Origin of the sequence: Kitasatospora sp. NPDC058032, from assembly GCF_042885845.1 — a bacterium.
Taxonomy (GTDB): Bacteria; Actinomycetota; Actinomycetes; order Streptomycetales; family Streptomycetaceae; genus Kitasatospora.
Genome location: NZ_JBHVRK010000005.1, coordinates 255,052 through 273,985, shown reverse-complemented (window position 1 = coordinate 273,985; position 18,934 = coordinate 255,052). Strand labels below are relative to the sequence as shown.

16 protein-coding genes are annotated in these 18,934 nt (G+C 73.5%); 5 read left to right on the top strand and 11 right to left on the bottom strand.

Annotated elements, in window-relative coordinates; genetic code table 11:
* The first annotated feature begins 159 nt into the window (after positions 1 to 159).
* From ACFVUH_RS11235 to ACFVUH_RS11220, 4 genes are all read left to right on the top strand, one after another.
* Entirely contained in the window at positions 160 to 444 is a 285-nt protein-coding gene (locus tag ACFVUH_RS11235) for a hypothetical protein (RefSeq protein ID WP_387912560.1), read from the top strand.
* Positions 445 to 1,015: 571 nt separating this feature from the next.
* Positions 1,016 to 1,543: a hypothetical protein gene (locus ACFVUH_RS11230; RefSeq protein WP_387912558.1), complete on the top strand. Its 528-nt coding sequence runs from the start codon at positions 1,016 to 1,018 to the stop codon at positions 1,541 to 1,543.
* 87 nt (positions 1,544 to 1,630) lie between these two features.
* A complete protein-coding gene (locus tag ACFVUH_RS11225) occupies positions 1,631 to 2,914 on the top strand; it encodes a VanZ family protein (protein ID WP_387912557.1) in 1,284 nt (427 codons plus the stop codon).
* A gap of 178 nt (positions 2,915 to 3,092) precedes the next feature.
* A complete protein-coding gene (locus tag ACFVUH_RS11220) occupies positions 3,093 to 4,148 on the top strand; it encodes a ferritin-like protein (RefSeq protein ID WP_387912556.1) in 1,056 nt (351 codons plus the stop codon).
* A 20-nt stretch (positions 4,149 to 4,168) separates the two neighbouring features.
* On the opposite strand, the gene ACFVUH_RS11215 is transcribed toward ACFVUH_RS11220, so the two are convergent.
* The 5 genes from ACFVUH_RS11215 to ACFVUH_RS11195 form a co-directional block, all read right to left on the bottom strand.
* Positions 4,169 to 5,029 (bottom strand): sugar ABC transporter permease, encoded by an 861-nt coding sequence (locus ACFVUH_RS11215; RefSeq protein WP_387912555.1) that lies wholly within the window; start codon positions 5,027 to 5,029, stop codon positions 4,169 to 4,171.
* On the bottom strand, positions 5,026 to 6,627 hold the full coding sequence (locus ACFVUH_RS11210) for an ABC transporter permease subunit (RefSeq protein WP_387912553.1): 1,602 nt from the start codon (positions 6,625 to 6,627) through the stop codon (positions 5,026 to 5,028). Before ACFVUH_RS11210 ends, ACFVUH_RS11215 begins: the two co-directional genes overlap by 4 nt.
* Before the next feature lie 51 nt (positions 6,628 to 6,678).
* A complete protein-coding gene (locus tag ACFVUH_RS11205) occupies positions 6,679 to 7,983 on the bottom strand; it encodes an extracellular solute-binding protein (RefSeq protein WP_387912551.1) in 1,305 nt (434 codons plus the stop codon).
* Between the two features lie 71 nt (positions 7,984 to 8,054).
* Positions 8,055 to 9,446: an alpha/beta hydrolase gene (locus ACFVUH_RS11200; protein WP_387912550.1), complete on the bottom strand. Its 1,392-nt coding sequence runs from the start codon at positions 9,444 to 9,446 to the stop codon at positions 8,055 to 8,057.
* Positions 9,443 to 11,254 carry a glycoside hydrolase family 13 protein gene (locus tag ACFVUH_RS11195; protein ID WP_387912549.1) on the bottom strand — a complete coding sequence of 604 codons (1,812 nt, stop codon included), beginning with the start codon at positions 11,252 to 11,254 and terminating at the stop codon, positions 9,443 to 9,445. The genes ACFVUH_RS11200 and ACFVUH_RS11195 overlap by 4 nt, the downstream gene beginning before the upstream one ends.
* A 183-nt stretch (positions 11,255 to 11,437) precedes the next feature.
* Between ACFVUH_RS11195 and ACFVUH_RS11190 the strand changes: the two genes are divergently transcribed.
* Complete coding sequence (locus tag ACFVUH_RS11190) at positions 11,438 to 12,451, top strand: LacI family DNA-binding transcriptional regulator (RefSeq protein ID WP_355363843.1); 1,014 nt, start codon at positions 11,438 to 11,440, stop codon at positions 12,449 to 12,451.
* A 75-nt stretch (positions 12,452 to 12,526) separates the two neighbouring features.
* On the opposite strand, the gene def is transcribed toward ACFVUH_RS11190, so the two are convergent.
* The 6 genes from def to ACFVUH_RS11160 all read right to left on the bottom strand — a co-directional run bounded on the left by def (position 12,527) and on the right by ACFVUH_RS11160 (position 18,764).
* On the bottom strand, positions 12,527 to 13,138 hold the full coding sequence (def, locus tag ACFVUH_RS11185; RefSeq protein WP_355363840.1) for a peptide deformylase: 612 nt from the start codon (positions 13,136 to 13,138) through the stop codon (positions 12,527 to 12,529).
* 51 nt (positions 13,139 to 13,189) lie between these two features.
* On the bottom strand, positions 13,190 to 14,179 hold the full coding sequence (locus tag ACFVUH_RS11180; RefSeq protein ID WP_380681859.1) for a tetratricopeptide repeat protein: 990 nt from the start codon (positions 14,177 to 14,179) through the stop codon (positions 13,190 to 13,192).
* Positions 14,180 to 14,440: 261 nt separating this feature from the next.
* Entirely contained in the window at positions 14,441 to 15,715 is a 1,275-nt protein-coding gene (locus tag ACFVUH_RS11175) for an HD-GYP domain-containing protein (protein ID WP_387912779.1), read from the bottom strand.
* 143 nt (positions 15,716 to 15,858) lie between these two features.
* Positions 15,859 to 17,286: an HD-GYP domain-containing protein gene (locus ACFVUH_RS11170; protein WP_387912547.1), complete on the bottom strand. Its 1,428-nt coding sequence runs from the start codon at positions 17,284 to 17,286 to the stop codon at positions 15,859 to 15,861.
* Positions 17,287 to 17,652: 366 nt separating this feature from the next.
* The gene (gene rsrA, locus ACFVUH_RS11165) at positions 17,653 to 18,024 is read right to left on the bottom strand and encodes a mycothiol system anti-sigma-R factor (protein WP_387912545.1); all 372 of its coding nucleotides are present in this window, start codon (positions 18,022 to 18,024) and stop codon (positions 17,653 to 17,655) included.
* The gene (locus ACFVUH_RS11160) at positions 18,021 to 18,764 is read right to left on the bottom strand and encodes a sigma-70 family RNA polymerase sigma factor (RefSeq protein WP_355364035.1); all 744 of its coding nucleotides are present in this window, start codon (positions 18,762 to 18,764) and stop codon (positions 18,021 to 18,023) included. The genes rsrA and ACFVUH_RS11160 overlap by 4 nt, the downstream gene beginning before the upstream one ends.
* Between the last annotated feature and the right edge of the window lie 170 nt (positions 18,765 to 18,934).

The window sequence follows — 18,934 nt, the reverse complement described above, 5'->3', positions numbered from 1 at the left end:
TTCTTCGTGCGCGGGTTCCCCGCCTCCCCGGGCGCCGTGGCGGCCGCGGTCCCCTTCGCCGACGACTTCTCGTAACAAACCACGAGCGAGCGGGCCCCCGCGCGCCCCCCCCCGCGCGGGGCACCTCCGTCGTTTCAGCTGCCCGGAAACTCCCCGCCCTTGACCCCTGCCAAGAACGAGGACCGCGCCGCCGTCCGGGCCACGATCTCGGGCATCCTGCTGCCCGTCGTCTTCCCGAGCCTCGACCACGCACTGCCCGTGCTCTGGGAGCGCGCCCGCCCGCTTCCGATCCGCGCGGCCCACCGCGACTTCATCCGCATCTGCATCGGCCCGGGCGGCGGCGACGGCATCGCCCGCGGCGGCCTCTGGAACGTCACCCTCTACGTCGGCGAACTCACCAGCTGGACCACCCACCCGATCACCATCACCACCCGCCGACCCTGAGCTTCATCCAAAGAAGCGGACAAACGCAGAGGTGCCCAGCACGGCCACAGCCGCGCGGGGCACCACAACGAGGTTCAGCCGCTCGGAACCCCGCCCAGCGAGCTTGTCACCAACCCCATCCACCGAGTTTGCTCCCCGCCGCGCCCGGCGATCGCGCCGGGCGCGGCAGGTGGGTGGGGTCCATTGGCGGGCCCCCTCTGGTCCTGCAAGGAGTAGCGGCACCGCCCGGATATGCCAGCCGCCTGAAAGCCTGCGGCATGAGACAAGAGGGGGTCGTTATGTAAGCGTAACGTCACGCTCTGAAGTGACTGCTGATGGAAGTTGCTGGATCTTTGATACTCGACGCCGCCAGATGATTACTCTCGGTGGCAGTCGGGGAGTGGGATCCCACACAAAGCGGGATGAAGATCGCCAACTGGTCCGCTTGTTCGGATCGGAGGTATGCGGAAGGCTTTCGACCTGCCGGGCCATGCCACGCAAGGGGCTACCCGGTCTCAATCTGTGGGCTGGGGGGCCGCGCTGCAACGCGGACCCCCCTCCCCGCCATCTTGATGCGCTTTGGGAGGACATCATGGCGAAGACCGCAACCCCGGCAAACGGGGTGCGTACGGCGATAGTACGACTCGGAATCACCGCGGCGCTGGCGCTCGTGCCGCTCATGACCACCGTCAACGCCCAGGCCGCTCCAGCCGTGAAGGCGGACAAGGGCAACCACCTGTCGGAGATGTCCACGACGGGAGGGGCTTCCGCCGTGCTCAACGACGGCACCGTGACCGCTCCCGGCATCGTCAGCACCTCGCTGAGCAGCGGCACCCTGACGTTCTGGTCCGAGAACGGCTCGTGGCACGGCAGCAGCTCGTACTCGGCGCTCACGGCCATCCAGTACAAGAAGAACTCGGGCGGCCAGATCCTCGCCCGGTTCTCGTACCAGGAGGGCGGAAACACCCACTACGACCAAGGGGCGTTCTACCAGAACGCCGGCGAAACCAAGAGCTACAGCTGGGGCTTCGTCTCGCTGCCGGCGAACTGCAGTGCGGTCGGCCAGATGTGGGTCTCCGGGCAGCAGACCTTCCAGACCCCGCCGGACCACCCCTGCTGATCTGACAGACCGAACCGAACACGGGGAGGGCGCGGGCCGAGCCTGCGCCCTCCCCGGGCTACTGCCCGACCGCATCCCGGAAGACCGATGATCGAAGCGATTCTCTCCTCAGCTCCCGCCCTCTTCCCCGTCTTCGCCGTGCTCGGCCTGCTCCTCGGAACCGTGGCCTTGTGGCAAGCCCGGCCCCGGCAGTGGCCGGCGGCCGCCGCAGTGCTCTGGGGGCTGTCGCTGGCAGGAGAGGTCGCGGCGACGCTGACGCCGACCGTCACCGGGTCGGCCGGGAAGCCGACCTGTTCGATCGGCAGCGGGGTGTGGGAGACGGCCACCACTCTGCAGGGGCTGATGAACATCGCCCTCTACGTGCCGCTCGCGTTCTTCGCCACGCTGGTCCTGCGCCGGCCCCTGACCGTCCTCGCGGCGTGCGCGGTGCTCTCCGCCGCGACCGAGGTGTGCCAGACCCTGCTGCGAACCGGCCGCTCCTGCGACGCCGCGGATCTCGTCGACAACGTTCTCGGTGCGCTCATCGGCACGGTTGCCGCGGTCCTCTGGTTGTGGCTCCGCCGCCACAAGCCGCTGTTCGGACGCCGGGACGGCCTCCACGGCCTCGCCACAGCCGGCACCGGCCTCGCGGCCGTCACGGCCGTCATCTGGCTGTGCGTACCGCTCCATCACGATGCCGCGGGCTTCAACGCGCACTCCGCGACCGACGAGACCGAGATACCCCAACACATCGCCGCCCAGCTCTTCGGCCCCGGCACCCTGCTGCAGACCACCCGCCTGACCACCGTCCCCGAGAGGCCCACCGAGCCGATCCTCGACGCCACCACCGACCGCGGCCAATTCCGGATCGAGTGGCCCACCGGACGCCTTCTCAATAGCGCCTCGGCCAACAGCCAGATCGACCCCGGGCCGCTCACCAGGGACCAGGTCCTCAAGGTCGGCACCGACTTCGCGGCGGCCTGGTTCTCCGACCTCACGCGGGCCGTGACTCCGACCCTGACCTCCACCGACACCGCGGGCGGCGCCTACATGCTCACCTACCGCCGCTACAACGCCGACAACGTCCTGATGCCCATGCGCCTGGACATCACCGTCTCCACCTCCGGCCGGGTCATGGCGTCATCCGCACGCTGGGACGCCGATCCCCAGTTGCCGCACCCCACCGTCACCGCCGACGCCGCCAAGCAACGGGCCCTCGCTGCCGTGCCGGGATCCCGCGCGGACACCACCTTCCTCCTGGCGAAGCAGATCGACGGACAGTGGCGGCCCTGCTGGGTGGTCAACCTCATCAAGCCCGGCGAGACCCAGAGCTCCGGCACGGTCGAGTTCATCGACGCCGTCACCGGGCAGTCCGTGGCACACCAGGGGTGAACGCGCCGTCGACAGGCTGCTGATCGTGAGCGGCCCTGCTCCCCTCCCCGCGGGGAGGGGGTGGTGGGGGCAGGTGCGGGCGTCCGGGTGAACTCGTGGGCTGCGACGGAGGGATGTGTCCGTGTGCGATCGGTTCGCGGCTACGGTCCGGCCACGAGCGATCGAAAGGGGACGCATCATGGCCACCGGGGTTCTGGACTACGAGAGCGACGCGATCGTCCAGCTGATGAACATCGCGGAGGACGACTGGACCGAGCAGGAGCTCAAGGACGCGCTGCAGCGGGCGATCATGCTGGAGCTCTCCACCATCCCGCCGTACGCCACCGCGCTCTGGTCGATCACCGATCCGGACAACACCAAGCCGGTCCGCCACACCATCCGCGAGATCGTCTTCGACGAGATGTCGCACTTCGGCCTGGTCTGCAACATGCTCACCAGCATCGGCGGCACGGTCGTGCTCACCGACCCGCTCACCGTCCCCAAGTACCCCGGTGAGCTGCCCGGCGGCGTCAACCCCGGTCTCGAGGTGTTCCTCAGCGGGCTGACCCGGGACTCCGCCGCACTGTTCGCCGCCGTCGAGAAGCCCGAGCACCCGCTCGGCTTCGCCGCGGACGGCAACACCATCGGCGCCTTCTACCAGCGGATCGCCGACGTCTTTCCCAAGTTCGCCCACCTGCTCACCGGTCAGCGGCAGGTGAGCTTCCCCCTCGGGTCGAGCCACGGGGCCGGCAACGACATCGTCCCGATGAACGCCCTCGGCGATGTCCTGACCGCCATCCACGTCATCCAGGCCCAGGGCGAGGGCACCACCGCCTCCCCGGAGAACCCCTTCCCCGGCACCCCGGGAGAACTCGCCCACTACTACGCGTTCAAGGAGATCGCCGTCGGCAAGAGGTTCGTCCGCGACGAGCGGACGGGGACGTTCGACTTCATCGGTCCCGACGTGCCGCTGCCGGACACCTTCCCGGTCGGCCGGGTCCCCCAGGGCGGCTGGGCCGGCTCCCCCAACGCGCCCGACGCGCCCACCGCCGCCCTCCTGCACACCTTCAACCAGCAGTACAGCGACATGCTGCGCGCCCTGGAGGCCGCGTGGGGACCCACCGGGGCGGACATCTTTCCGGCGATCGGCCTGATGGGCGACCTGCGCCGGACCGCCCAGAAGATCAACAGCATCAAGCTGCCCGTCGACCCCCGCTTCACCTACGGCCCGGAGTGGCTGTTCGTCACCTCCTGACGCCGCGGGCCGCCGTCGGCTCAGCCCTTGACCGAGCCGGCGGTGAGGCCCTGGGCGAGGTAGCGCTGGAGGAACTGGTAGACCAGGATCACCGGCAGCGAGGTGACCAGCGCCCCGGCCGCGAAGAGGCCGTAGTTCTGGTCCTGCTGGCCGGAGATGATCCCGTAGAGGCCGACCGCCACCGTCTTGGACTCGTTGGAGGTCAGGAAGATGCCCGCCAGGATGACGTCGTTGAGCGCGGTGGTCAGCGAGAGGATCCCGACCACCACCAGCATCGGCGCGGCCAGCGGCAGGATGATCCGGAAGAAGATCTGCGCGTGCCCGGCCCCGTCCATCTTGGCGGCCTCGTCGATCTCCTTCGGAATGGTGTCCAGGTACCCCTTCATCAGCCAGGTGTTCACGCCCATCGCCCCGCCCAGGTAGACCAGCAGCAGTCCCCAGGGCGTGTCCAGGCCGATCACCGGCAGCACGTCACCGATCCCGGCGAACAGCAGGTAGAGCGAGACGACCGCGAGGAACTGCGGGAACATCTGGGCCAGCAGGACGGTGAGCAGCCCCACCCGCCGGCCGCGGAAGCGGAAGCGGGAGAACGCGTACGCCGAGCAGACCCCGAGCAGCACGTTGAGCACGGCGAAGCTGCCGCAGATCAGCACCGTGTTGAGCAGCCAGCGGCCGAACGGGTACTGCTCGTCGGTGAACAGCGCGGTGAAGTTGGCGAACGAGGCGTGCTCGGGAAGCAGCGTGGAGGACTGCAGGGTGCCGAGCGGGTTGAGCGCGGCGGAGAACACGAAGAGCAGCGGGAGGAGCGCGAAGCAGACGGCGAGGACGGCGACCAGGTGCCGCCAGCCGAACCGGCGCAGCCATCGGGCGGTGGTGGTCATGCGTTCAGCTCCTCAAGGGCCCGGGTGCGGCGGAAGCCCACCAGGGTGATCAGGCCGACCAGCAGGAAGATGAAGATCGACAGGGCGGCGGCGAAGCCGTACTGGGCGCCCTGCCCGCCGAAGGCCACCCGGTAGGTGTAGCTGATCAGGATGTCGGTGGAGCCGGCCGTCCCGCCGGCGCCGTCGAACGGGCCGCCGCCGGTGAGCAGTTGGACGGCGTTGAAGTTGTTGAAGTTGAAGGCGAAGGAGGAGATCAGCACGGGCGAGGCGGCCACCAGCAGCAGCGGGAAGGTCACCGCCCGGAAGGCCGTCCACGGCCCGGCGCCGTCGATCCGCGCGGCTTCGTTCAGCTCGGCGGGCATCGACTGCAGCACCCCGGTGCAGATCAGCAGCATGTTGGGGAAGCCCAGCCACAGGCTGGTCAGGACGACCGCGAAGCGCGCGCTCCAGGTGTCGCCGAGCCAGTCGATCCGGGTGTGCAGCAGCTGGTTGAGCAGCCCGAAGTCCCGGTTGTACATGCTCTGCCAGATCAGGATGCCGATGAACGCGGGCATCGCGTACGGGAGCAGCAGCAGCGAGCGGTAGGCCCGCTGCCCGCGCAGCCGCGGGTGGTGCAGGGTGAAGGCGAGGCCGAGGCCGAGCGCGAAGGAGGCGCCGGTGGAGAGCGCGGCGAAGCCGAAGGTCCAGGCGAGCACGCCGAGGAAGGGGCCGCGCACGGCCGGGCTGGTGAGCACGGCGGTGAAGTTGGCGAAGCCGACGGTGCGGTGCCAGCCGGTGGGCAGGGTCCGTCCGGAGCCGTCGTCGGCGGTGAACCGGCCGTCGCCGGAGCGGTAGACGGTGCCGGTGCGGGTGTCGGTGAGGGTGTCGGCCCGGGCGTCGTGCACCAGGGTGGGCCGGGCGGTGGTGGCCGAGGAGAGTCCCTGGCCGACCACGAAGCCGCCGTCCACCGGGACCCTCAGGTCCTTCAGCTCCTGGGCGCGGCCGTTGACCTGGCCCGGGGTGAGGATCCGCAGGCCCGGCGCGGTGGTCACCCGGCCGTCGGGCGCGGTCACCGTCCCGGCCGGGGCGGGGGCCAGGCCGTGGGCGGTACCGGCCTCGGTCCGGCCGGTCGCCGGGTCGGTGAGCAGCAGGACGAGCGGGCCGCCGGCCGGCTCGGTGGCGACGGTGAGCGTGTACGAGGGGCCGTCGGGGACGGGCTCCACCGAGTTGTCGACCAGGGTGCGGACGGCCTGGTCCTTGGTGAGCAGGTGCCCGTCCCCGTAGTCGGTGAAGGAGACCGCGACGATGTGGAGCACGGGGTAGACCACGAAGGCCAGGAAGAGCACGGTGGCCGGCAGCAGGTACTTGGCGGCGAGCCGGCGCGGCGAGAGGTAGATCCAGAAGGTGGCCCCGGTCCCGGCGGCGAGGACGCCGAGGCCGGCCCAGTGGCCGGCCCCGTAGAGCTTGGGCGCGGCGAACAGGGCGAGTGCGGCGACCCCGGACAGCAGGGCGAGCTTCACCAGCTGCGCGGTCAGTGCGCCGGCCCGGCGGGGCGGGCGGATCGGGGCGTCGGCGGGGCGGGCCGGACGCCTGCTGTCCTGAAGGGTGGGGGAGGTCATGGGGGTGGTCCCTGGTCCGTCCGGGAGGGGCGCGGGGCGCCGGGGAGTGTGTCAGTGGCCGGCGCCGAGGGCGGCGCGGATGGCCTCGCCGGCCTGGCGCATGGTCTCCGCCGGGTCGGCGCCGGCCACGATGCTCGCCTCGGCCTGGCCGAGCGGTCCCCAGATCGCGTTCATCGCGGGGATGGTCGGCAGCGGCTGCCCCGCCTCGCCCGCGGCCGCGAAGGCGCCGATGTCCGGGTCGCCGGCCGAGACCTTGGCGAGGGCGGAGGTCAGCGCGGGCGGCTCCGGCGAGGCCTGGTAGAGCGCCAGCTGGCCCTCTTCCGAGCCGATCGCGCGCAGCAGGAACTCCTGGGCCAGCGGCTGGTTCTTCGCCTTGGCGGAGAGGTAGAACGCCTGCACGCCGATGAAGGGACGGGCCTGCTCCTTGCCGGCCCAGCCGGGCACCGGGGAGATCGCGTACGGCAGGCCGGCCTGCTTGACCTGCCCGAGCGCCCACGGCCCGGCCACCAGGTAGGGCGACTTGCGCCCGGTGAACAGCGAGATGGCGTTGGTGTCCACCGAGCGGTTGAACAGCCCGGCGCCCTTCTCCCCGTACTGCTTGAACAGCTCGCCGGCCGCGATCGAGCCCGGGCCGCCGACCCCGAGGTCCGCGGTGTCCCAGCCGCCGTCCGGCTTCCCGCCGAACAGGTAGCCGCCGGCCGAGGTGAACAGCGGCTGCAGGGCGTAGGCGTTGCCCTGCTGGCCGATCGGCAGCGCCAGCGGGACCTCGGCCTTCCCGGCCCGGACGGCGTCCTGGGCGGTGCCGGCCAGGTCCTCGAAGGTGGCGGGGGCGGCCGGGGCCAGTTCGGTGTTGCGGAACAGCACCAGGGTCTCGGTCGCGTACGGCACGCCGTACTGCTGGCCGCCCTGGGCCACGGCCGCCAGGGCGGTGGGCTGGAACAGCGTCTTCTGCTGCGCGGTCAGCGGGACGGGGGCGACCGTGCCGTTCTGCACCAGGTTGCCGAGCCAGTCGGAGGCGCCGACCACGAGGTCGGGGCCCTTGCCGGCGTTGGTGGCCGTGACGTACGCCTGCTGGGTGTTGACGGACTGCGGGGCGACGGTGACCTTGACGCCGTGCTCCTTGCCGAAGCGGTCGGCGAGCGGCTGCAGGGCGGCGGCCTGCTGGGTCTGGGCCCAGATCACCAGGTCGCCCCCGTCGGCGGTGATCGGCGGGGCGGTCATCGGCCCGTCCGCGGCGGCGGTGCCGCCGGCGGGCGCGGGGCCCGCGGAGGGCGAGGTGCCGCCGCAGGCCGTGACCAGCAGGGCGAGCAGGCCGAGTGCGGCGGTTCTGCGGGGGCGGGGGATCCGGTGGCGCATGGTCCGAGACTCCTTCGTCCGGGAGGGGTGCGGTGGTGGGTCGCGGGGGGTGGGGGTCGCGGGGGCGGGGGTCAGATGCCGTCCGCCGGCCGGTACCAGCGCTCGACAGTGAGGTCGAGCCTGGTGTCGCGGTCGACCCGCAGCGGGTGCAGCACCCGCCGGCCGTCGGCGTCGACGGCGTCCAGGCCCCAGCCGCGCGAGACGCCGCCGTCGAAGCCGGTGCCGCGCGGGACGGCGATCCGTCCGCGGAACCGGCCGGGCCCGGCCGGAGCGCAGGGCAGCGGGCCGAACATCACCGGGGCGTCGTCGGGGGTGCCGGGCGGGACGGTCACGGTGACCTCCAGCACCGGGCGGGCCGGCAGCTCCGGGTCGACCGCGACCTCGGTGCGCGCCGTCAGCCCGTGGGCCCGGACGGTGACCGCCGTGCACCCGGCGGCCAGCGGGCGCAGTCCGCCGTGCGGCGAGACGGCCGCCACCCCGGGCCGCTCGACCCGGTAGCCGGCCTCCAGCGCGGTGTACCGCACGCCGTCGGCGCGGACCGCGACCGGGTTGACGGCGCTCCAGGTCTCGCCGGGCGCCAGCAGGATCCGCGGCTCGACGGTGAGCGAGCTCACCGGGGAGGGCGCGCCGAACAGGTGCAGCAGCGCGTGCCGGGCGCGCGGGCGCCAGGCGTTCTCGTGGTGCGGCGCGGCCGGGTCCTCGTAGTAGAGCAGGTCGGCGCCGGAGGTGTAGCCGGCCTCGTCGACCAGCCGGCCGGCCAGTTCGCGGGCGGGCCGGGCCATGATCAGCCCCTCCCGGCCGCCGATGTCCAGCCAGATCCGCCGCGGCCCGCGCCGCCGGTAGCGCTCGTGCACCACGCGTTCGCCGAGGCTCTCCGGGTCGACGTGGGTGAGGAACGGGGAGAGGACGGCGGCCAGGCCGAAGACCTCGGGGCGGCGGAAGGCGATGTGGTACGTGACCAGGCCGCCCATCGAGGAGCCCATCAGCGCGGTGTGCTCCGGGCCGGTCCTGGTCCGGTAGCGGGCGTCGACGAAGGGCTTGACCTCGTCGGTCAGGAAGGCCTCGTAGCGGTGGCCCTTCAGCGGGGTGCCGGGGGTGCGCCAGTACTCGGCGACGTGGGAGTACTCGACGCCCCGGTCGGCGCCGGCGTTGGGCACGGCGACCGCGATCAGCTCGGGGATCAGCCCCTGCGCGTACAGCGCCTCCAGCGTCCGGTCCACCGCCCAGGTGGGCTGCTGCCCCTGGTCGAAGACCTGCTGGCCGTCGTGCAGGTAGAGCACCGGGTAGTCGGCGTCCGGCCGGTCGTCGTAGCCGGGCGGCAGGTGGACCAGCAGGTCCCGTTCGTTGCCCAGCAGCTCGGAACGGAAGCCGGGGATCCGTTCGATCCGACCCCGGCGCACGGCGGGCTCGCCGCGCCGGGCGGTCCCTCCGGACGCGCCGGCCCAGGCGGTGTCGGCGCTCATCGGGCCACCGACCAGACGTGCACGGCCGGGCCCTCGTTGGGCAGGTCGCGGCCGGGGACCAGCTGCGGGCCGCCGAGCAGGTGGGTGGCGTGCCACTCCCCCGCCACCGGCGGGTGGTCGGCCCGGCTGATCTGCACCAGGATCCGTTCCCGCTCGTCCTCCCGCTCGAACAGCAGGACGTCGCCCTCGGCGACCAGCCAGCGCAGCCCGCCGCCGGTCAGCGCGCTGTGGCTGCGGCGCAGCCGGACCAGGTCCCGGTAGGTGCGCCAGGTCTGCTGGTCCCAGGCGGACTCGTCCCAGGGGAACGGCTTGCGGCCCTCCTCCAGGCCCTCGCCCAGCACCCCGACCTCGTCGCCGGAGAACACCATGGGGATGCCGGGCAGGGTGAACAGCAGGGCCGCGCCGAGCAGTTGCCGCTCCGGGCCGGCGAAGGTCCGGAACCGGGCGGTGTCGTGCGAGTCCAGCAGGGTCAGGTTGTGGGCGCGGCTGCGCCAGGGCAGCGCGGCACCGAAGGCCGTCATGGTGGCGCGCACCCGGGCGGCGTCGTAGTCGGGGATCGGCCCGGGGACGGCCCAGAAGTCCTTCTGGTCGTGCTTCTCGACCAGCCAGCTCCAGACCGGCCGGGTGAAGCCGGCGTAGCTCATGGTGCCCTGCCAGCCGTCGCCGGCCAGGGCGAGCGAGGCGTCGTGCTGGTGCTCGGCGAGCAGGACGGCGTCGGGGTTGGCGGCCCGGACGGTGGCCGCGGTGGTGGTGGCGACCAGGTGGTTGAGCTCGACGTCGCCGCGCCGGCCGGCCATCTGCGCCACGTCGACCCGCCAGCCGTCCAGGTGGAAGGGCGCGCCGAGGTACTTGGCGATCACCGAGCCGGGGCCCTCGTAGAGGCGGCGGCGCAGCTCGGCGGAGCGGTGGTCGAGGGTCGGCAGGGTGCGCACGCCGAGGAAGGTCGCGTAGTCGTCCGGTCCGCCGTCGCCGAAGAAGTAGAAGCCGGCCTCGGGGCTCGCCGGGTCGGACTGCGCGGTGCGGAACCAGGCGTGCTGGTCGCCGGAGTGGTTGAGGGTGATGTCGCCGATCACCCTGATGCCGCGCCGGTGCGCCTCGGTGGTGAGGGCGATCAGCGCCTCGTCGCCGCCGAGCGCCGGATCGACCCGGTCGAAGGAGACCGCGTCGTAGCGGTGGTTGGAGCGGCCCTCGAAGAACGGGGTCAGGTAGATCACCGTGGCGCCGAGCCGCTGGATGTGGTCGATCTTGCGCACCACGCCCCAGAGGTCGCCGCCGTACATCTGCTGGAGGGCCTCCGCGTCGCCGGTGCGCAGCGGGGTGTCCCAGTCGGCCGGGCCGGCCCAGGCGGCGAGCGGGGAGTCGCCGGAGCGGTGGTAGCGGTCCGGGAAGATCTGGTAGACCACCGCGTCCGCGGCCCAGGCGGGCGGCGCGGGGTGGGTGGTGAGGCGGAAGTCGGTGGCGTCCGGCAGGTCGTGGTCGTGCAGGCCGGCGGCGGTGAGCCAGCGCCCGCCGTCCGGGGTGTGCAGCCAGAACCGGTAGTTCATCTCCGGGTTGACCATCTCCAGGGCGGCCCGCCACCAGGTGGTCCCGGTGTCGTCGACGCGGTCGACGACGGCGGCCGTGAAGTGCGGTTCGCCGTCCGGGACGGAGCGCAGGAAGACCCGCTCGACCTCCTGCCCGGCGGGCACCCGGACCAGCAGGTCGACGTGCTGCCCGAGGCGCGGGGCGAGGTCGCCGACGTAGCGCGCGGACCCGTCGTGGTGCGGCTGGTGGCGGGCGGCGAGGCGGTGGCTGCTGGCCGGGTCCATGGGGCTCCTCGGGGCGGGTGGACAGGCTGACGGATGACGGCATTCCGCTTATCGGGGCCGACGAGGGAACCGTAACGGCGATGAAACTGTTGCGCAATATGTTGCTAAGATCGTTTCATCCTGGTGCGCGGCCTGTCGCACCGGGCTTTGTAAGATGCAGGCCGGACCAGACCGGAGGACCAATTGAGCGGCCCGTCACTGCGCGACATCGCCGCCCGGGCGGGCGTCAGCGCCGCCTCGGTGAGCAGGGTGATCAACGACCGGCCGGGCGTCTCCGACGACACCAAGGTGAAGGTCGCCGAGGCCATGCGGGAGCTCGGCTGGCAGCCCGACCAGGGCTACGACCCGCACCAGGGCGCACTGATCGGCATCGTCGTCCCCGAACTCGACAACCCGGTCTTCCCGCTGCTCGCCTCCGCGATCGAGGTGCAGCTCGCCAAGCACGGCCTCACCGCCGTGGTCGGCACCTCCACCCGCCAGGGCACCGCCGAACTCGGCTACATCGACGTCCTGCTCCGCAAGGGCGTCTCCGGCCTGGTCCTGGTCTCCGGGCGGCACGCCAACCCGAACGCCGACCACGGCTTCTACCGGCTGCTGCACGAGCGCGGCATCCCGATGGTGCTGGTCAGCGGCCGGGTGGAGGGCCTGGCCGTCCCCACCGTCGCCACCGACGAGGCGCTCGGCGCCCGGATCGCCGTCGCCCACCTGCGCGAACTCGGCCACCGCCGGATCGGCCTGGCCGGCGGCCAGGGCTATCTGCGCCCCTCGCTCAACCGCCTGGACGGCTACCGGCGGGCGATGCGCGAGCTGCTCGGCGGGGAGCCGCCCGCCGACTGGTACGCCGAGTCCGCCTACTCCATCGCCGGCGGCGCGGCGGCCGCCCGCCAACTGCTCGACGCGGACGTCACCGCCGTGATCGCCGGCAGCGACCTGATGGCCCTCGGCGTGGTCCAGGCCGCCCGCGAGGCCGGCCGCAGCGTCCCCGGCGACCTCTCGGTGATCGGCTACGACGACTGCTACCTCGCCGCCCACAGCAACCCGCCGCTCACCACCGTCCGCCAGCCGATCGACGAGATGGGCGCCGCCGTCGCCGACGCGCTCTGGCGCCAGCTGGAGGGCCACGGCGGCCGGGCCCGGGACTACCTGTTCACCCCCGTCCTGGTCGCCCGGGACTCCACCGCCCGCTCCCGCGGCTGACCCCGGACACCTGCCGGACACGCCGGAGGGCCGGTGAGCTGCTGCTCACCGGCCCTCCGGCGTGTCCGGGCGACGTCAGTCGTTCAGGACGGTCGCGTAGCGCGCGGTGCCCTCGGCCATCTGCCGCAGGGCGTCCTTGCGGTCCCGCTTCGACAGCTTGTCGATGTAGAGGAAGCCGAACAGGTGGTCGGTCTCGTGCTGCAGGCAGCGGGCGAAGAAGCCGGTGCCCTCGACCCGGATCGGGTTGCCGTCCTTGTCCTGGCCGGTCACCGCCGCGTAGTCCGGGCGGGGCAGCTCGGCGTAGGCGGTCGGCACCGACAGGCAGCCCTCGTTGCCGTCGTCCAGCACCCGCTTGCGGTCCTTCGGGAACTCCTCCAGCACCGGGTTGACCACGTGGCCGATGTGCCGCACGCCCTCGTCGTCCGGGCAGTCGTAGACGAAGACCTTGAGGTCCACGCCGATCTGGTTGGCGGCCAGGCCCACGCCCTCCGCCGCGTACATCGACTGGAACATGTCGTCGATCAGCGCGGACAGCTCGCCGTCGAAGGCCGTCACGTCCTTCACCTCGCGGTGCAGCACGGGGTTGCCGTAGACGGTGATCGGGCGCGCCGTGCCCTTGGAGAGGTCCGGCTGCTCGCCGACCACCTTCGGGGTCTCGTCGTGCTCGTGCTGGTCCTGCTCCGCCATGTCTTCCGCTTCCCTAGGCCTACGCGTACCGCACCAGGGTACTCAGCGCGCTCAGCAGACCTCTTCGAGATCCCGGTAGGCCCGGCTTCCCGGCGACGCGGCGGCCCAGCGGTCCAGCAGCACCCGTACCAGGTGCGCCGGGGCGGCGATCCCGCACTCGCGCTCGGCCAGCCAGGACATCCCGCCCGCGCCCGGGCTCAGGTGGCTGAGGTGGCCGGGGTGCGCGGCGTCCCCGTCGTCGTGCGGGTCGTGGTGGGCGGTGTGCCCGTCGTCCGAGGCCATCCGGCTCTCCGAGCAGGCCCGGCACAGCAGCCGCACCGAGGACGTCCAGTCCTCCGCCGCGTAGCCGGCGTCCGCGACCAGCCGCTCCAGCGCGTCCCGGTCCGCCTCGGTCGCCGCCTGCAGCAGGACCACGTACGTCGGCACCGGGGACGGCGCCCACAGCTCGATCTCGTCGAACACCGGGTAGGCGACCCCGTCGGTGACCCGCTCGCCGTGCGGGGCGCCGTCGTGCAGCACCACCTCGCCCCAGCGGCGGCCGGAGGACGGCAGCGGGATCGACAGCACCTCGATCCGGGCCGGGTCCAGCCGGCGGCCCCACACCACCTCGGACTCGCCGTCCGGGGAGAGCCGCACCGGGGTGGTCCCGAGGTCCAGGCTGACCGGCCCCTCCTCGCGCCCGCCCGGGCCACCGGGCAGCTTCAGCCCGTACGCCTGCCAGGCCCGGCGGGCCAGCGGCCAGTCCTGCAGCGCGGTCGCGGTGATGCCGAGGTTCCACCAGTCCGGGGCGCCCTGCTCGCGGTCCAGCAGCGCCACCGCCCGCAGCCCGGCCGCCCGGGCCTGCTCCCAGTCGCGGCGGAACTTGTGCAGCAGCGCCAGGTTGAACCACGAGTCCGACAGCCACGGCTCCAGGTCGGCCGCCATCACCAGCAGGGCGCCGGCGTCCTCATAGCGGCCGTCGCCGATCAGCGTGAAAGCCCGGTCGGTCGTCTGCCGCCAGGTGGCGGACGGCCGGTGCCGTGCCCGGTGGAAGATCCTCACGTTCGTCCCTGCCGTCGTCGTCCGCTCAAGTCCCGCGACCGCTCCCGCGTCACGGGCCCGGTGTCCCGGGTCGGTTTTCCACGCTACGACCGCATCCAACCACGACGGCCGCCGCCCGCGCTCCCCACCGCCGGGGTTGCCCGGTTCCGTCCCGGCCCGTTTCCGGCCCCTCCCCCAGCCTGCCCGTCCGGCCCCGGCGCCTCAACCCCGGACGCCCCGCGGCCCGGCCCGGCCGCGGGCGCCGGAGCCGGGGGCGCGCGCTCAGCCGCGCACCCGCACCAGCGCGTCCACCACCCTCGCGTCGTACACCCGCCCCCGCTCCAGCCGCAGCGCCTCCAGCACCTCCAGCCGGCCCACCGCCTCCCCCACGCCGCGCCCCCGGGCCGCCGTGAGCAGGTCGTCGTGCGCGTTCGCCACCCGGATGATCCGCGCCGCCAGCGGCACCGGGCGCCCGCCGCCGTCCGGTCCGGGGAACGGGTCGGCCAGCCGGGCGACCTGCTCGGCCACCCGCCGCGGCACCCCGGTGCGCCGGATCACCTCGCTGCCCAGCCGGGCGATCCGCTGCTGCTCCTCGTCCGGCAGCAGCGCCGTCGCCCCGTCCGGCACCGGCTCCACCAGCGACAGCTGCCCGACGTCGTGCATCAGCGCCGCGTACTCCAGCAGCGCCAGCTCACGGGTGCCGAGACCCAGCTCGCGGCCGACCGCGCACGCCGTGTCGGCGACCCGGCGGGCGTGCCCGGGCGGCGTGTACCCGGCCACCTCGGTGGCCTTGGCCAGGCTGGCGATGGTCTGCCCGGTGGTGGCCCGCACCGCCGCCGCCCGCCGGAACGACACCTGGGCCAGCAGCAGCGGCGCGCAGAACAGCGGCAGCGCCCACAGCCCGACCTCCCCGGCGGCGAGGCTCACCAGCATGCCGGTGGCGGCGATCGCCGTGCCGACCCCGAACAGCGAGCGCAGCTCGTCCTCCAGCGCCGCCGGGAACCGCAGCCCGCCGCGGGCCCGCCGCAGCAGCGCCGCCAGCACCGCGTCGCAGAGCGTGGCCAGCGCGGCCACCGCCGTCAGGAACGCGCCGTACGCCGGGCCGTCGGCGGAGAACCGGTCGACCACACCGCTGTTGTAGAGCGGCTGGAACACGGCGGCCGCGAAGCCCGCCCCGAGCAGCCGGCGCGCCGCACCGTCCCGCCGGGCCCGCTCGTGCCACGGCGCCGGCCCGGACCGCCCGGACCCTCGCGCACCGGCCGCCGCCCGGCCCGCCGCCGGCAGCAGCGCCAGCAGCAGACCGACGCCGGTCACCGCCACCACCTGGAGCACCCCGGGCCCGGCCGGCAGCCCGCGCAGCGGCCCGAGCAGCGCGTACGCCAGCGCGCCCGCCGCCCCGATCGGCGCCTGCTCGCGGTCGCCCGGAAGAGTGATCCGCACACACTCGCCGAGGGCGATCAGCGCGGTGAAGGCCAGCGCCACCCCCGGCTCGGCCGGACCGCGCACCGCCACCGCCCCGAGGGACGCCGCCAGCAGTGCGAGCGCCGCACCGTGCACGGCGCACACCGCGCCGGCGCACCCCAGTCGCGCACCCGCACGCCCGGCGCCCGGCTTCCGGCGCGCGCCTCCCGGTGCGGCCGACGCGCCCGGCTTCGCACCGCCCGGCCGCTCACCGCCCGACCGCGAACCGTGCCGGGTGCTCATGAGGGCCCGGTCGTCGGCACGCCGCCGCCCTGGGCGGGCACCCCGCGCGGGGCCGCCCGGGGCGCCGGTTCGGGCACGCCGAGCGGGATGTCCGGCACCGCCTTGATGCAGTCCGGGGGCGGCAGCACCGGCTGCCAGTCGTGCACGGCCAGCGCGTCCACCAGCGCCCGCACCATCACCGGGTCGAACTGGCTGCCCGAGCAGCGCTCCAGCTCGGCGACCGCCTCGGTGACCGGCCGGCCGCGCCGGTAGGACCGGGTGGAGGTCATCGAGTCGAAGGCGTCGGCGACCGAGATGATCCGGGCGAACTCGGGGATCTGCTCGCCGGCCAGCCCGGCCGGGTAGCCGCGGCCGTCCATCCGCTCGTGGTGGTGCAGGATCCCGGCGTGCGCCTCGCCGAGGAAGGCGATCCCGCGCACCAGCTCGTACCCGTGCACCGGGTGCACCTCGACGGCCCGGCGCTCCGCCTCGGTCAGGGGACCGTTTCTGCGCAGCAGCTCGGTGGCGACGCCGAGTTTGCCGACGTCGTGCAGGATGCCCGCGTAGCGCAGGGTGCGCAGCCGCTCGGCCTCCATGCCCAGCTGATCGGCGATCAGCACCGCCGCCCGGCCGACCCGTTCGCTGTGGCCCCGGGTGTAGGCGTCCTTGATCTCCACCGCCTGGACCAGCGCCCGGACGGTCGCCTGGTGGGCGTCGCGCTCCCGGTGCCCCTGGGCGAACACCCACGCCGAGACGGACAGCGGCAGCAGGGCCAGCAGCGCCGCGAACGCGCCGTACGGGCCCTGCCACAGCACGGCGAGCATCAGCCCGCCCGCCGCGTGCAGCAGCACCGGCACCCATGCGGCGGCGGACGCGTCGCGCAGCAGCTCGGCCGGCCGCCGGCCCTCCGCCAGCACCCGCATGCCGCCCACCAGAACACCGTTGACCAGGCAGAACGCCCCGAGCGCGGCAAACGCGGGCAGCAGCGCGGCCGGAAAGCGGGAGCCGAGCAGCAGCTGCGGACCGGCCAGCAGGTGGAACACCGCCGAGGCCGCGAAGGCGGACAGCGCGAGCTGCGCGCCGTTCCACGCCTGGCGCCGCCGGCCCTCCGACTCGGCGGCCCCGAGCAGCGCGGCCGGGACGGCCACCAGCCCGGCGGCGGCCGGCGGCAGCATCAGCACCCCGGCGAACAGCACCGGGAAGAAGGCGTTGACGCCGGGCCGCACCGGCCGGCGCGGTCGCAGCGGCGGACGGCGCAGCAGCAGCCACGCCAACCGCAGGCAGGGCGTCGACAGGCCCTGGGCGAGCGACTCCCAGCAGGTGTGCAGGAAGGCCAGCAGCCCGACCTTCGGCCAGTCCACCGGGGCACCCAGCCAGTGCGCCCCGGGCACCGGGGCCGGTAACGGCAGCAGCGGCAGCAGGCAGCACAGCGCCACCGCCGGCACGGCCACCAGGTAGCGCGCCGCGCCCGGCGGCAGGTCCGCGTCTCCACTGTCGGTAGCGATGGTGATATCGACCTCCCCGCGTGCCGGCCCGCGTCGCCCTGGCCCGCCGTCCCGGGCCGCCGGCCGCCCGCGCTCGCCGAGGCGGCGGCGTACGGGCGGCGGTGAGCGTCCGTCAGGAGGATAGGACGCCGCTCCCGCGCCGGGACGCGTGATCGCGCAATGCCGCTGCTGGCACACCGCCAACTCATCCGAACGAGTGACGGTGTGCCAGGGCCGCCGGGGACGCGGACAGACGACGGCCCCGGGAGCATCCGCTCCCGGGGCCGTTCACGTCCACATCGTCCGGTGTGCGCCGTCCGCCGCGCCTCAGGTTCCGGCCGCCGCCTCCGCGGCACGGCCCGGACCGGCCGGCTCACCGGCCGACTCGGCGTGCACCTCGACCGCCGTCTCGACCGCGACCACCACCGCCTCGCCCGACCGCTGCCCGGCCCGGATCGAGTCGATCCTGGCCAGTACCTTGCCGCGCAGGTCGGCCGGGGTGTCGTCGCAGCCGCAGGAACGCTTGATCAGCGCCTTGATCGCCTGCTCCAGCCCGTACTGCTTCAGGCAGGGCGAGCACTCCTCGAAGTGCACGCGCAGCTTGACGCAGTCGCCCTCGGCCATCTCGTTGTCGAGGAATTCGTAGAGGTGGTCGAGGACCTCGCCACACTCGGTGTCGTGCGGATCGCCGCAGCTCATGAGCCCGAGCCCTTCGCTTCCTGCCCTGCCCCGCTGCCGGCCGGGACCAGCCCGCGCTCACGGGCGTAATCCTCCAGCATGCCGCGCAACTGACGGCGGCCGCGGTGCAGCCGGGACATCACCGTACCGATGGGAGTACCCATGATGTCCGCGATCTCCTTGTACGCAAAGCCCTCTACGTCCGCGAGATAGACGGCGATGCGGAACTCCTCCGGGATGGCCTGGAGGGCGTCCTTCACATCGCTGTCCGGGAGGTGGTCCAGAGCCTGGGTCTCCGCCGAGCGCAGACCCGTCGACATGTGCGACTCGGCCCGGGCCAGCTGCCAGTCCTCGATCTCCTCGGCGGCGGTGCGCTGCGGCTCCCGCTGCTTCTTGCGGTACGAGTTGATGAAGGTGTTGGTGAGGATGCGGTACAGCCACGCCTTGAGGTTGGTGCCCTCGCGGAACTGGTGGAACGACGCGTACGCCTTCGCGAACGCCTCCTGCAGGAGGTCCTCCGCGTCGGCCGGGTTGCGGGTCATCCGCAGGGCGGCCGAGTACATCGGGTCCAGGTAGCCCAGGGCGTCGCGCTCGAAGCGCTCCCGCCGGGCCTCCTCGCTCTCCTCCGCCGACACCCGGAAGGTGTCCTCACCGATCGCCTCGGCCAGCTCCTCACCGGTGAGCGCCTCGCCCGCGGGCCGGCCCTCCTCCGGGCCCCGGCCCGGCTCGGCCTCGTGCTCGGTCCCGACGACCGGACCCACCTCCTCGGCATGACGGACACGGCCCACGGCGGGCCGCCCCGAAAGCGAGGATATCGGGCCGACGGGCTTCTCGCCCGCCGCCGGCCACTCCGGCCAGGACAGCGCGAAGGCCTCGCGCTCGTCCGGTCGCTCGGGGCACGCGATCGAACCCATCTGCCCTGCCTTCCACC